This is a genomic window from Sulfurovum sp. XGS-02, from assembly GCF_023213175.1.
Classification (GTDB): domain Bacteria; phylum Campylobacterota; class Campylobacteria; order Campylobacterales; family Sulfurovaceae; genus Sulfurovum.
Genome location: NZ_CP093312.1, coordinates 1,927,920 through 1,941,421, shown reverse-complemented (window position 1 = coordinate 1,941,421; position 13,502 = coordinate 1,927,920). Strand labels below are relative to the sequence as shown.

Genomic DNA, 13,502 nt, shown 5'->3' with positions numbered 1-13,502 from the left:
CTTTTTAATATACTATCTGCATGGTAGAACAGTGCAGACTCCCGCCTTGTTCTATCAGTTTTAAACAATTGACAGGAATGATCTCTCTGTCAGGAAATACCTCTTTAAAGATCTCCCCTACTTTCGTGTCATTTTTATCATCGTAGGTAGGGTATATCAGTGCATCATTGCTAATGAGGAAGTTGGCATAGGTTGCCGGCAGTCTTTCCCCTTCATTATTGTATTTTGCTTCACACATCGGAAGTGGGATCAATGTATAGGATTCCCCCTCTGCTGTGGTAAAGCTTTGAAGTTGTTTTTCCATCTGTTGCAGTGCTTTGTAGTGTTCATCTTTTGTATCTTCACACTTGACATACATGATGGTCGTTTTGTTGACAAACCTGGCCAAAGTGTCAATGTGACTGTCAGTATCATCACCTGCAAGATAGCCATGGTCCAGCCATAAAACCCGCCGTGCACCTAGATAGGCATGCAGTTTCTCTTCTATCTCCTGTTTGCTAAGCCCGCCGTTTCTGTTTGGGTTGCAAAGGCAGGTTGAGGTGGTGAGAATGGTTCCCTCTCCATCACTCTCTATGGAGCCTCCCTCAAGTACAAAATCGATCTGTTCAAGAGGCGTCGTACCAAGGTATCCTTTTTTATGTAAAGCAGTGTTGACAGCATTGTCAAGAGAGGCTTCAAATTTACCGCCCCAACCATCAAAAGTGAAGTCAAGTAGTTTGACTTCATCATTCTCTTTTATACTGATGTATCCATAGTCACGTATCCAGGTATCATTGGTAGCTATCTCAATGAAAGTCATATTCCGTGTGGAACAGAATAGTTTTGAAATTTTTTCTTTCTCTTTACAGATAATGTAAACCGCTTCTCCATAAGCAATAGCCTGGGCAATACGTATGAACGGTGAGAGACTGGCTTCCAATTCTGCTGCGTTATCGGGATCATGCCAATCTGTCTCTTCATGAGGAAAGGACAAGAGTACGGCACGCTGTTTTTCCCATTCTGCGGGCATCACCACTTTTAGATCTTTTTGCATATTGTCCCTTATTTATTATCTATTTTGGTATAATCTCGTCATGGCATTTATTAAAATAAATAAACAAAATTTCTATCATAATCTTAACCAAATTGCACTAAAAACTGGCTCAGTTGAAAAGATCGCGATCGTCCTTAAAGACAATGCATATGGTCATGGACTGGAACTGATGGGAAAACTGGCATCAGAGTTCGGTATCAAACATGCTGTCGTACGAAAAACAGCAGAAGCAGAGCAGATACGATCCCTCTTTGAAACGATACTGATACTTGGTGACAGTATCATAAATGATGAGAAGTACTCTTTTACGATCAATACTTTAGAGGATATCAAAAAAGCCCAAAAAGGTGCGAAGGTTGAACTCAAAGTAGATACGGGAATGCACCGTAATGGGATAGCTTTGGATGAGCTTGATGAAGCATTTGCTTTGATCGAAGCACAAGGGTTACATCTTGTAGGGGTTATGACGCATTACCGCAGTGCGGATGAACTCAGTTCTGAATTTTTTTGGCAACAAAAGCAGTTTGAAAGAGTAAAAGAGAGAGTAAAAGAGGCCGGTTTTAGGAATGTAAGGGTGCATTCACATAATAGTGCGGCGATTCTTCGCACTAAGAGTTTTGATGAGGATCTGGTACGAGTAGGAATAGGTGTATACGGATACAGTGAATTGCCGGATAGTTTTGATGAGGCAGTATTACGTCCGGTCATGTCATTATATGCAAAAAAGATCTCAACCAGAGCATTAAGTGCCGGTGAACGACTGGGATACGGAGGAGATTACACCGCTGCAGAGGATATGACGATATCTACCTATGACCTGGGGTATGGTGATGGGTGGTTTCGAGGAGAGAGTAGACAACCGTATGTCACAAGTGAAGGCTTACCTGTACTGGGACGTGTCTCTATGGATTCGATCTCTCTTGAATCAGAGAAAGACGAAGTGTGTGTGATGTCTGATGCTCAAACGGCTGCAAAACAGTTTGGAACGATCTCTTATGAAATCACCACGGCATTGTCTGCTACACTGCCAAAGGAAGTGATTTAAATGAAGGTAGTATTCCATCCCAAAAGAGATGGAATGTAAGATAACCTAAAATAGAATTTTATTTTAGGGTACTATGAAGAACTTACTACGGTAGAGGCTTGATACAGCGTACAGGGACACCCGCACCTCTTTTCCCATTATTCAAAACTTCTCCCGGCTGGCCAAACCAGATCGCATAGTAGTCACTGTTGTTATTGTCATGCGTCGTTGTCCAAAAAACTGCCAGATTACGGTTGGTGACCACACCGTCTTCAGCTGCTCTTCTGTCAGCATAGGCTACTTTAAATATATCGGCATTAGCAGGATCAGAGAGATTCAAATCAGCAAAGTCTTGTGCACTAGGCACAATATAACCACATGGACAAATTTGATTTGCATCATATGGTGTGCTCCAAGTGCTTTCTCTCAGACTACCATCGTTATCAACATTAGAAGCTACCCAGTCTAGGTTTGTTCTTGTTGATAAGATAAACTTTCCATACCAAGCCGTATTTGTATCACTGCCATCCAGTGTTGTCGCCAAGGTATCATTGGTATCTGAGGTGCTTACTTCATGTCCATCAGCAGTACGACCCCACTGATAGTAATGACCAAATGCAGCCTGGTCATCCGGTGTGGCTGCCACTTCGCTGGCACCCAAGTTTCTATCTAGCCAGGTTCTATTGTTGTCATTGGTATCTTTTATGACTATCGCTTCATACCCTCCAGCAGCCAGAAGACATTCTGCTTCTGTTGGGGGGACTGGTGCTGAGGCTGGAGCAACAATACCGGTATCAGACGATATGCCTGTGTTGCCATCACATCCATTCAGAACCAAAAATACAGAGGCTGTAATCATAAGGGGGTACATTTTAAAGTATGTAAATTTCATAATCCAATCCTTTCTAAAAATTATAAGAGAATCCGACGGTCCATGTATCTGCATCTACGTCATCAAGTGTTGCCCTGTAGTCAAATCCTGTATCGTTATATAAAGAAACATAGTCAGCAAATAGTGAAATTTCCTCTGTGAATGAATATGCTGCCCCAAGTCCCCAGTGAAAACCGTTTTCAACTGCATCACCGCCTGCAAGATCATCAAGCATAATGCTTCCATAACCTAAAAGGGCATAGAGTGAAATATCTCCGATAGGATAGCTTGGTTTAATATAAACTCCCCAAGCAGAAAGATCGCCGTCATAGGCATTTGTGATACCTGCTATGTTGCCCGCATTGTAATCTGATCCACCCAAACCAAAGGTATAACGGCCTTCAAATGACAGATAATCATTGTATTGGTATCCTGCCTGCAGCATTAATGTTGTTGCAGTGATCTCTTCATTTGTCACATCATCATTGACATATGCTTTACCTATACCCATGCCTGCATAAAAAGGATTGATCTCTCCTTCAGGTATCTCAACAACGGGTTCTATAGCTGTTGTCATATCCCCACCGGCATACGCTATCCCATTTAGGGCGATGATAGATACCAACGATAAAAGACTCTTTTTCATCTTCTTCCTCCCATTATATTTATAGTTTAAGATAATACTATATTATATTAAAGCAAGTAAAACAAAGATAAAGAAACAAGAAAAGTTATTGATTTTAAATATATTTTGTACTCAAAGCATATAGGGCTTTATATTGTATGATGTGAAGTTGTATTGAATTGAAGTTTGGTGGAGATGAGGGGAATTGAACCCCTGTCCTAAAATAGATAGAACCATGACTCTACATGCTTAGTCAGTGTTGTTAATTTTAATCCTGCTTTGTACTACACTCAAAACTTTACAAGACGAGCTAAGATTCTCACACCCTGGCATAGCTTCCAGGGAGCATAGTCATCAGATGTGATACTTCAAGATCCGGTTAAGATGACACTCACCGGCGAAGCAGTCCTCCGCGTTTGCGGGGTTAATGACTTACGCTACTGCGTAAGCTGGACGATAATCTGTATTGTTTGCGTTTATTCGCGTGTGGGCCGCGTAACGGAATTGCCCAGTCCGACATGCACATAGCCCCGACTACTCCAGTCGAAACCAAGTCATCCCCATATCTGAAAGATGGTGGATATTAACACATTTAAGTTACTTTGTCAATAGGGTGAGAAAAGAGTGTTTTTTGTTATAATGCAACCATGAATAGGGTAGCTATAGTTTAGCAATATACAATAAGAGGGAAATGGGTATGACACTTACACAAAAAGTACTATGGGCGATGCTCTTGGGAATCATCGTAGGACTGGTGATCAATGTTAATGGCTGGAACAGTGAAGGCAGTTTTGTGCAGGAGTATATCGTAGGGGGGATCTTCTATATCATAGGCAAGATGTTCATTACTTCACTGAAGATGCTTGTGGTCCCGTTGGTCTTCTTTTCACTTATCTCGGGGGTACTGGGTATAGGTGATGTACGGAAGTTGGGAAGCGTGGGGGTCAAGTCATTTGGGCTGTATCTGCTCACGACGGCTATCGCTATCGCTGTGGCTATAGGTCTGGCGGTGATAGTATCTCCAGGTTCGGGGGCTAATGGTACTACCACAACGACCTTTACAGGTAAAGAAGCACCGCCTCTTTCAGAAGTCCTGATCAACATTATCCCTGACAATGTCATCAACGCCTTTGCTTCAGGTAATATGTTGCAGATCATCTTCTTCTCTATTTTGTTCGGTATCTCACTTTTAATGGTAGGGAAAAAAGCACAAAATATTGCAGAAGGTATAGAAGTGCTCAATGAAGCGATGATGCATATGGTCAATATCATCATGTCTGTAGCACCTGTTGCTGTGTTTGCATTGCTTGCCAAAGCGATCTCGGAACTGGGTTTGGACCTTCTGATCAGTTTGGCCGGGTATGTATTGGTGCTTGTGGCGGCATTACTACTCCATCTTTTTGGTACCTTGATGTTCATATTGAAACTTTTTTCCGGTCTGAGTCCTAAACTCTTCTTACAAAAGATACGGGATGCACAGGTATTTGCCTTTTCCACGGCAAGTTCCAATGCGACCATACCGGTCACACTTAGGTCTGTGACAAAGCGTATGGGGGTGGATAACTCGGTGGCTTCATTCACCGTACCTTTTGGGGCCACGATCAATATGGATGGTACAGCGATCATGCAGGGAGTGGCTACGGTTTTTATAGCCAATGTCTATGGTGTTGAACTGGGCTTAAGTGGTTATCTGACGGTGATATTGATGTCGGTTCTGGCTTCCATAGGAACAGCAGGTGTACCAGGTGTCGGGCTTATCATGCTCTCGATGGTCTTTGTGCAGGTAGGACTTCCCGTAGAAGGGATAGGACTCATCCTGGGTGTAGATAGACTGCTTGATATGATACGTACTGCTGTCAATATCACAGGTGATGCTGTGGTGACCTGTGTGGTGGCTCAAAGTGAAAAAGAGTTGGATAGTTCAGTATTTAGAGATCCTGAAGCAGGGATAGTGGAAAAGCTGGATATTGATGAAGCCGAAGAAGAGGGACTGGCTGAAATTATTCACAAGACAGAAGAGGGCTAAAGCCTTCTCTCTTCCAGACTGGCGATCAACTGTGACGTCGTACCTGCTTTTTGGCTTTTAGGCTGATAGAGATAGTTATGTATCTTCTCTGGTATCTCTTCTGGCAGCGTTATATTTTCAAACTCCTCTTTTGCTGCCTGTTTTGCTTTGAAGAGAGCCATCTGTACACGTGAGTAAAAGTTCGCTGCACCTTCTCCTGAGGTTTCGATAGCAAGAAAATTGGCTTCAGGGAAACGACTTGTAACCAGCGATTGGACACCGTCCGAAACGGAAGAAGAGGGCATGCATCCAAAAGGTTTAACGGAGATGACAAGGTGTGCAATGTTCTCTTTGACGCTCTCGATTAGGTGTGCGACCTCCAAATGTCCTTCACCACCGTCACAGTCAAGCGTATAGTACTCTTCTCCCAAACGGGCAAGTTTATCCATGTCAGGTATCTCATAGTCATGGAGACCTATGGCTTTTGCGTAGAGGGAAAAATGAGTTTTGATCGCTGCCTTGCCCAGTTTGATAAGCACCCGTGTTTTCACAGAAGAGAAGTCTACTTTTTTGGCATCTTCAACCTGGAGATGTTCTTTTTTGTGTAACGCACGTTCTGCTTCCCACAGATTTAAAAGCAGACGGTTGATGATAGGCTGGGGTATGCACTCTGCACCCTCAGATTCCAAAAAGCGATGCAGGTTGTAGTTTCCGTCACCTTCTGTCATCGCTGCCCAAAATTCGCCCATGACCATAACCTTGGCTTTAGGCTGCAGGCGGTCGAGTTTGACCTCTTCTAAGATACTTCGGCATTTCCACAATGTTTTTACCAGACTCTTTTTTTCCAGGAATGCTTTAGAGACAAGATCTTCACACTGTTTCATCGCTGCATCGACACTGCCAACTTCTATTTCATAGGGGCGCATCTTGTAGCCAAGGATATTCATGATATCACCGATGATCACAGACTTGGTGAGCGTGATGAAAAAGTTAGGGGTGAAGTTCAAGATCCCGTCATCGATCTCATCTCCCTGAAAGATCCCCTTGTCATGGTCAAAAGAGGTGATCCTGAGGCCGTCAAAACCTGCATCTCTTAAGGCTTTTTTATATTCGGTGATATACATACCAAAACGACACGGCCCGCAACCGCCCGCAGTGATGTAGACATATTTTCGTACGATCTCTTCACTGCTGAGGCCCTTCTCATCACGGAGCTTTTGTAAGTACTTGACGAGGTTCCCCACAGTGAAATAGGTAGGATTGCACTGGCCCCTGTTTCCAAAAGCTTTCCCTTTTTGAAAGGATTCAAAATCGGGGTTGGGGATGGAGATATAATTCTCCCCCAGTGACTGCAGGGCAGACTGTATGAGCTTATCCTGCAAAATGGTCAATCCGCCTGAGAGCAGAATGGTTTCCTCTTTGGGGGCATAGTCTATAGCTTCTTGCGGTACATCCCTCCATTGTGTTTGGGTTGTATTGATGAACGATAGGTCACCATTGCTTTGGGGAGGTCTCATGTTGCTGCATACTTCACTCATACTTTTATCTCCTCTTCTATTGTAGTGTAGGTTGTTTGTTGTGGTTGGGTAAGCCTTTTTTGATACTGTTCGAGTGTATAGGCAAAGGTTTTCACACGTATCTTGATGGACCCGCCGGGTTTGTTGGCATCGATGTCATGAAGGGTCAAATGCGGTGTGCGGCTTGCTCCTAAGATCTTGTCAATGATCGCGTAGGTGGGTGCATCATGGCCGCATTTGAAACTGGAAAGGTCAAGTACGGCAACATTGGGATGACGTGCTGCAAATTTGGCTGCCCAGACCTTCTGTGCAGAATTGGTTGAAAAATTTTCTGCCCACACATCGCGTATATCATAAGGTGATTCACTATAGCCCATGTCAACATCCTCTTTGAAGTAGTGCATCAGATAGTCTTTATCTTTGGGAATGGCACGCATAGAGAGTGTTTTGAACCCTAGAGATTGGAACTCATCCAGGACTTCATGATTGAGTCCCGGATCTGAATGGTAAGGACGTCCCAATAACAAGATCACGATCTCGTCATTGGCTACGGCTTCATCCAAGATAGCGCGTCCCTCTTTCATGATCTCTGCATCATTTTGATCTAAAGCCTTCCATGCCTGCTCTACTGCCCAGTTATTCTCATCCTCTGTGATACGCAGCTTATCTTTCCAGGTGTGAAAAAGCTGTTTTTTCAGCAGGTCGGGATTGTCAAAATTGAGCGCATCTTCCACATAATCGATACCTTTTTCTTCAAAGAGATTTTTCTCTTTGGTGAATGCAGAGTAGACCACTTTGGGTGTACCCGAGATGATAGGACAGGAGGTTTGACCCATCGTATGTTTGAGATAGCCAGGAAGATGGGTGACTGCAGGGAACCAGAGATGATCAAACTGTTTTTTGGCAAACTTTTTAGAATACATCAAAGCATAGACATGAGACTGGGCTACTTTGGCCGGGTAACATGAGTCTACGGAACCGTATTTCGCCCCTTCCAGGAACATGTCTTCATTGGAAAAACCTGAAAACTGTATCTGCATAGGACTAAGGTCAAGTGCTTCAAGATAGGTACGTAAAAAAGGAGCCAGAGAGTAGATGTTCAGCACTTTGGGTATGGCTATCTGCAGGTTCTGTCTGTATGCTTTGCTCTCTTGGCTACTCTCTACAAAGTTTCTGCTGATCTCTTTTCTTATTGTCGGTCCCCAGCCGCCCAGTGTCACTTTGACCTGCTGCTCTTTGATCTGTGTGGAAGCAGTAGGTTTGGTTTCCAGATTATAGGTAGGTGCAAAGAGTGCCATAGACTCTTTTTTGACAAGATTAGGGGTGTTCTTCTGCAAGGATTTTCTACTCTCTTTAAGCAGTTTGAGTGCTTCATGGGACTCCACAGTACCCTCTTCACAGGAGAACCCTGCGATGTAGCGTACCGTGTCAGAGGATGGGGTTTGAGTGTCTATAAAGGTACGGGAACAGTTGATACTGCAAAAGTGACAGCGTGTGCTTTCATCGGTTCTGGAGGTATAGGTCATCTGTAACGCCTCTTCCATACCCACAAAGGTTGCGTATCCGCGTTCTTCGACCATCGCTTTGGCTTCCAGGGCCGCGCCGTAGGCACCTGCTTCTCCTGGGTGGGGGTGCACATCTACTCTGGCATGAGGTACTTTCTCTTTGATGTAGTCCACCTGGGCCTTGAGTGCTGCCTGGTTGTACTGGGTACCGCCTTGCAGCACAAAATGGTCTCCAAAAGCAGCAAGGTTAGGTGCCTGTACGACATACTGCCAGACATTTTTAGGGAGTACTTTGGCAATGCCTGCAAAGAGCTCCTCTTTGCTGTAGCCCTCTTTCTGAAAGTTGACCCTGTCGGTGTCCAGGAACACCGCACATCCATAATTGAAGAGGGGCGCTTTCTTGGCTGTAAAGGCGGTGTCTGCATAGTGTTCTACTGGCACACCGAACTGTTTTGCCATGCTTTGAAGCAGGGTCCCGTTTCCTGCAGAACACTGGTTGGAGAGACGGAAGTTCTTCATCATACCGTTTTCCATAAAAAGGACTTTGATATCCTGTCCTCCGATATCACAGATGACATTGATATCTTCTCCGAAGGCCTTTTGGGCACTTTTCATATGCGCAATGGTTTCGATGATGTTCGCATCTGCATTGAGCGCGCCGCCCAGTACATCCGCAGCGTACCCCGTTACACCTAAACCCTGGATGTCATAGAAGTGTTCCGGGTCTTGTGCCTGTATCTTTTGCAGCAGCTCCAGAGTATCTTCTATGGGGTTCCCTTTGGAGAGCTGGTAAACCTTTAAGAGCAGTTCCCCCTGTGCATCACACAAGACAGCTTTGGAAGAGGTAGAGCCCCCGTCTATCCCCAGGAAACAGGTGGTTTTTTCTTTTAGTACAGGAGGTGTGAAGGCTTTGATCGTGTACTGCTCTTGAAAGGCTTGTAACTCTTCAGGAGTGGAAACCAGAGGCGTGTCATCATTGTCATTTTGTGTTACACCACCTGTATCGACCAGGGTCTTGAGCTGGATAAGGCCTGTAAATGGTTTGTCATGGTTCGCTTCACCTTCACCAAAGATCACAGCCCCTAATGCAGCGTAATACTGGGCATTGTCAGGTACGACGATGAGTTCATCGATCTTCTCTTTGTTATACTTTACGCCACGCTCATCCCAAAGTTCACTGATACGCATACGCCAACACTCTTGTAAAAATGGCAAATAGGTGTTGGGACCTCCAAGAAGCAGGACTTTGGGCATAAGGGTATTCCCACGCGTCAATACCGTGAGGTTTTGCATCACGATGGCATCGGCTAGCGAGTTCATGATCTCATGGGATGGTACAGAGGTTTTGACGAGGTTCACGATGTCTGTCTCGGCAAAGACACCGCATTTGGCCGCTACGTGGTGAAGTTTGTCCGTTTCAAAAGAGAGTTTCTGAACCTCATCGCTCTCCATCCCTACTTTCATCGTACATTTCTCGATCGTAGCTCCCGTACCCGAAGCACATTTGTCATTCATAGAACTCAGTACGGATTTTTTGCCATCTTCGCTGACTTTAAAGTGCATGATCTTTGCATCCTGCCCACCCAGTTCGACTACAGCACGTACATCAGGATGGAGGTGCTCTACGGCCAGGACAACCGCATTGACCTCTTGTACAAAGCGCGCATTGATCGTTGGTGCTATACGGGTGGCTCCTGAACCGGTGATGTAGACTTTGTCTATGTGGTTATAGAGATCGGGGTGTGTTTCTGAGAGTTCTTGAAGGAGTCTTAAAAGTGTCGGGGCTTGTTTGGTATCGTGGGGAGTGTAGGCTTTTTGGAGTATGTGAAAGTGCTCATCACATACTACATACTTGACGGTAGTTGAACCGATGTCAATACCGAGTGTATATTTAGCTATGTGAGGCTTTGTCATATTTTTGATCCTTCGATACACTTTTAAATGCCCATATCATCCATAAGATACCCAATATTATATAAGGTATGCTTAACATCTGCCCTGTTGTAAAAGGGAGTTCGGTCGTATAGGCTGCCTGTCTGGTCTTGGTATATTCCAAAAAGAAACGTGCAGTAAAGACAGTAACTAAAAAGAGAGATGGAAGTATCTTGGTTGCAAAAGAAGGTGTCACTTTACGATAGACGGTAACTAGCAGGAGTAAAATGATGAGATAGGAAAAGGCTTCATAGAGTTGCACGGGGTGTCTAGGGATCATATCTACACGTGCAAAGATGATAGCCCAGGGTTTGTCACTTGGAAGTCCCAGTATCTCTGAATTGAAAAGATTGCCAAAACGCACAAAGGCCGCAGTAAGCGCACCAGGAATGGATACACGTGAAAGTAGCCACATATAGGGTGTATGGTAACGTTTTGCAAACAGATAAAGCGCGATCAGCACACCCGCAAGTCCGCCATGACTCGCAAGTCCACCTTTCCATACTTTGAGTATCTCCAATGGACGAGAAAGATAAAACTCCGGTTCATAGAAGAAACAATGTACCAAGCGTGAACCCAGTACAGCACCTACCATGATATAGATCAGCATAGCATCAAGGACTGCAGGATCTTTGCCTTCACGTTTATAGATCTTGGTAAGGATCATAAGTCCAAGAAAAAAAGAACCCACAAAGAGCAGTCCATACCAACGGAGCTGCAAAGGACCTAATTCCAAGATATTGGGATTGACGTTCCAGATAAAATGTTCCATAGAGTATAACCCTTTCTGTAATTCAGAGTATTATACTCGAAATTATTTAATAGACTTTTATGGATAGAATAATTACTCTTTTGGGAGCTTTTTTGTCATATAATAATATCCGCCACCTACGACAATAATAGATGCAATGAGCAGAATGATACCGATTTTTATACCTTCATCCATAAGATTCCCCTTTTTAGCTGTTTATTTTTTCTTTGATCTCTCTGGCAAGAGCAGAGATCTTCGTGATCTTTTGGCTATGGCTTAATTGTTCATCTAAAAGGACCTTGACAAAGGCAGAACCTACGATCACCCCGTCTACCCCTTTGGCTTTCTCTTGGGCAGTATTTTCATCTACCCCGAATCCCACATAGACTGGTGTATCTGTAAAGGATTTGATATCGGTGATGATCGGCTGCAGATCTTCACTTTGTCCAGAACCTGTAATACCGGCATACGCCACGAGGTAGATGAATTTTTTTGCATCAGTTACGATCTGTTCAATACGTGCTTTGGAGTCTGTAGGCGCAATGAAATCTATAAGGGTCAACCCCGCAGCTTCTATGGCCGGTTTATAGGGTTTCGCTTCTTCCAAAGGAAGGTCCGGAATAATGAAACCGTTCACTCCGGCCTTGTTTGCTTCACGAATGAACGTATCCAAGCCTTTATGGTAGAAAGGGTTGAAGTATCCCATCCATAGGGTATCGATATGAGGCGCTATCTTCGCAGATGCTTCAAAGAGATGGGCAAGTTTAAAACCGTTCTCCAGGGCTTTGAGGTTGGCTTTTTCAATGACGGGTCCATCTGCTACAGGATCTGAAAAAGGCATGCCCAGTTCAAGGGTATCTACACCTGCTTCGGCTAAAGCCAAAGCAGCATCAACTGTAAATTCCAATGAAGGAAAACCGGTGGTAATATAGGCAACTAAATTTTTCAATGTGAACTCTTTTATGACAATATGTAATATATTTTTGTTATTATACATTTTTTAGATAAAATGAGAAACATTAAGATGAGAAGAGGAATTTCTGCTCTTTAGTGTTAAAACCGAAGCGCTCTAAGCAAGGCAAAGACGTGTAGGAAATACAAGATTATGTAGGAAGATGATGAGTATCCATACCCCAAGAATAGAAAAAAAAGTAACTTTAACGACCATTGCAAAGATGAAGGGAGAAGAACCTATTACAATGGTGACAGCCTATGATGCATTGTTCGCAAAAATTTTTGATGGTGAAGTAGAGATGATACTTGTCGGGGATAGTCTTAACATGAGTTTTCTGGGGAAAGAAGACACACTCTCTGCAACCATGGATCAGATGATCTACCATACACAAGCCGTATGCAATGGTGCAACACTGCCTGTGATCGTATTGGATATGCCTTTTGGTACGTACATGACACCTGAAGATGCAGTCAAAAATGCAACAAGAGCGTATCAGGAGACCAATGCACAAGCGGTCAAGATAGAAGGCGGTAAAGAGAGAGCACATATTGTTGAGGCCCTGACACAAAACTCCATTGCAGTCCTTGGGCACATAGGGCTGATGCCACAGTTCATACGCAGCGAGGGTGGCTATAAAATACGGGGGAAAGAACAGGCTGACATCGATAGATTGGTTGAAGATGCCAAAGCGATCGAAGCTGCCGGTGCATTTGCCATCGTAGTGGAAGGGGTGAAAGCAGAAGCGGCAAAAGCGATCACAGAAGCGGTCTCTGTACCGACCATAGGTATAGGGGCAGGGAATGCCACAGATGGGCAGGTCCTTGTCTGGAGTGATATGTTCGGATTCTTTGAATCCTTTAAACCGAAGTTCGTCAAGCAGTATTTTGACGGGGCAAAACAGGTACGTGAAGGGCTTGAATCATACCGCAATGAAGTCAAATCCAGAGAATTTCCTAGTGATGAATATACCTATTAAGACAGTCAAAAATGACTAAAGAGTTACTTGCTATGGGAATGGCTACAGGATTATGCTTGAATGGCTGCAGTGATAATAGATCGGTATATAGTCCGGTAGCCAGAGCAGGTTCCGCTTCTGACATAGAAGAGAAACTGTTGACAACGCAGACATTACGTACTATGGATATTAAAGTGAATACACATAACGGTAAAAATATTTTATGGGGTGCTGTTCATACGCAAAAGCAGAAATTTATGGCAGGTTCAGTAGCACGTTCCGTTGAAGGTTCAGGCATAGTAGTCAATCGATTGGTGGTAGAGTAAGAG

Annotated in this window: 11 protein-coding genes and 1 other RNA gene; 4 read left to right on the top strand and 8 right to left on the bottom strand. The window is 44.0% G+C overall.

The genetic code is table 11. The features are described 5' to 3' along the window. Positions 1 to 4 precede the first annotated feature (4 nt). Positions 5 to 1,033, bottom strand: coding sequence for an agmatine deiminase family protein (locus tag MN086_RS09590; protein ID WP_248575789.1), 1,029 nt, complete (start codon positions 1,031 to 1,033; stop codon positions 5 to 7). A gap of 40 nt (positions 1,034 to 1,073) precedes the next feature. Here MN086_RS09590 and MN086_RS09585 point away from each other — a divergent pair, with 40 nt between their 5' ends. Beyond that, positions 1,074 to 2,078: an alanine racemase gene (locus MN086_RS09585; protein ID WP_248575788.1), complete on the top strand. Its 1,005-nt coding sequence runs from the start codon at positions 1,074 to 1,076 to the stop codon at positions 2,076 to 2,078. A gap of 85 nt (positions 2,079 to 2,163) precedes the next feature. Here the strand turns inward: MN086_RS09585 and MN086_RS09580 are convergent, their stop codons facing one another. The 3 genes from MN086_RS09580 to ssrA all read right to left on the bottom strand — a co-directional run bounded on the left by MN086_RS09580 (position 2,164) and on the right by ssrA (position 4,115). Next, positions 2,164 to 2,949, bottom strand: a complete 786-nt coding sequence (locus MN086_RS09580; protein WP_248575787.1) for a hypothetical protein — start codon at positions 2,947 to 2,949, stop codon at positions 2,164 to 2,166. Between the two features lie 13 nt (positions 2,950 to 2,962). Further along, a complete protein-coding gene (locus MN086_RS09575) occupies positions 2,963 to 3,574 on the bottom strand; it encodes a porin family protein (RefSeq protein WP_248575786.1) in 612 nt (203 codons plus the stop codon). Between the two features lie 166 nt (positions 3,575 to 3,740). Further along, positions 3,741 to 4,115, bottom strand: a transfer-messenger RNA (tmRNA) gene (gene ssrA / locus MN086_RS09570). A gap of 135 nt (positions 4,116 to 4,250) precedes the next feature. Between ssrA and MN086_RS09565 the strand changes: the two genes are divergently transcribed. Beyond that, positions 4,251 to 5,579, top strand: coding sequence for a dicarboxylate/amino acid:cation symporter (locus MN086_RS09565; protein WP_248575785.1), 1,329 nt, complete (start codon positions 4,251 to 4,253; stop codon positions 5,577 to 5,579). Here MN086_RS09565 and MN086_RS09560 read toward each other — a convergent pair. From MN086_RS09560 to trpA, 4 genes are all read right to left on the bottom strand, one after another. Then, entirely contained in the window at positions 5,576 to 7,096 is a 1,521-nt protein-coding gene (locus MN086_RS09560; protein WP_248575784.1) for a hypothetical protein, read from the bottom strand. The two genes, MN086_RS09565 and MN086_RS09560, sit on opposite strands and share 4 nt — an antisense overlap. Continuing rightward, complete coding sequence (locus tag MN086_RS09555; protein WP_248575783.1) at positions 7,093 to 10,494, bottom strand: BadF/BadG/BcrA/BcrD ATPase family protein; 3,402 nt, start codon at positions 10,492 to 10,494, stop codon at positions 7,093 to 7,095. The genes MN086_RS09560 and MN086_RS09555 overlap by 4 nt, the downstream gene beginning before the upstream one ends. Then, positions 10,472 to 11,284, bottom strand: a complete 813-nt coding sequence (gene lgt, locus MN086_RS09550; protein ID WP_248575782.1) for a prolipoprotein diacylglyceryl transferase — start codon at positions 11,282 to 11,284, stop codon at positions 10,472 to 10,474. Before lgt ends, MN086_RS09555 begins: the two co-directional genes overlap by 23 nt. A gap of 187 nt (positions 11,285 to 11,471) precedes the next feature. Continuing rightward, a complete protein-coding gene (gene trpA / locus MN086_RS09545; RefSeq protein WP_248575781.1) occupies positions 11,472 to 12,212 on the bottom strand; it encodes a tryptophan synthase subunit alpha in 741 nt (246 codons plus the stop codon). A 169-nt stretch (positions 12,213 to 12,381) separates the two neighbouring features. Here trpA and panB point away from each other — a divergent pair, with 169 nt between their 5' ends. Beyond that, positions 12,382 to 13,194: a 3-methyl-2-oxobutanoate hydroxymethyltransferase gene (gene panB, locus MN086_RS09540; RefSeq protein ID WP_248575780.1), complete on the top strand. Its 813-nt coding sequence runs from the start codon at positions 12,382 to 12,384 to the stop codon at positions 13,192 to 13,194. 11 nt (positions 13,195 to 13,205) lie between these two features. Then, entirely contained in the window at positions 13,206 to 13,499 is a 294-nt protein-coding gene (locus MN086_RS09535) for a BON domain-containing protein (protein ID WP_248575779.1), read from the top strand. Positions 13,500 to 13,502 lie beyond the last annotated feature (3 nt).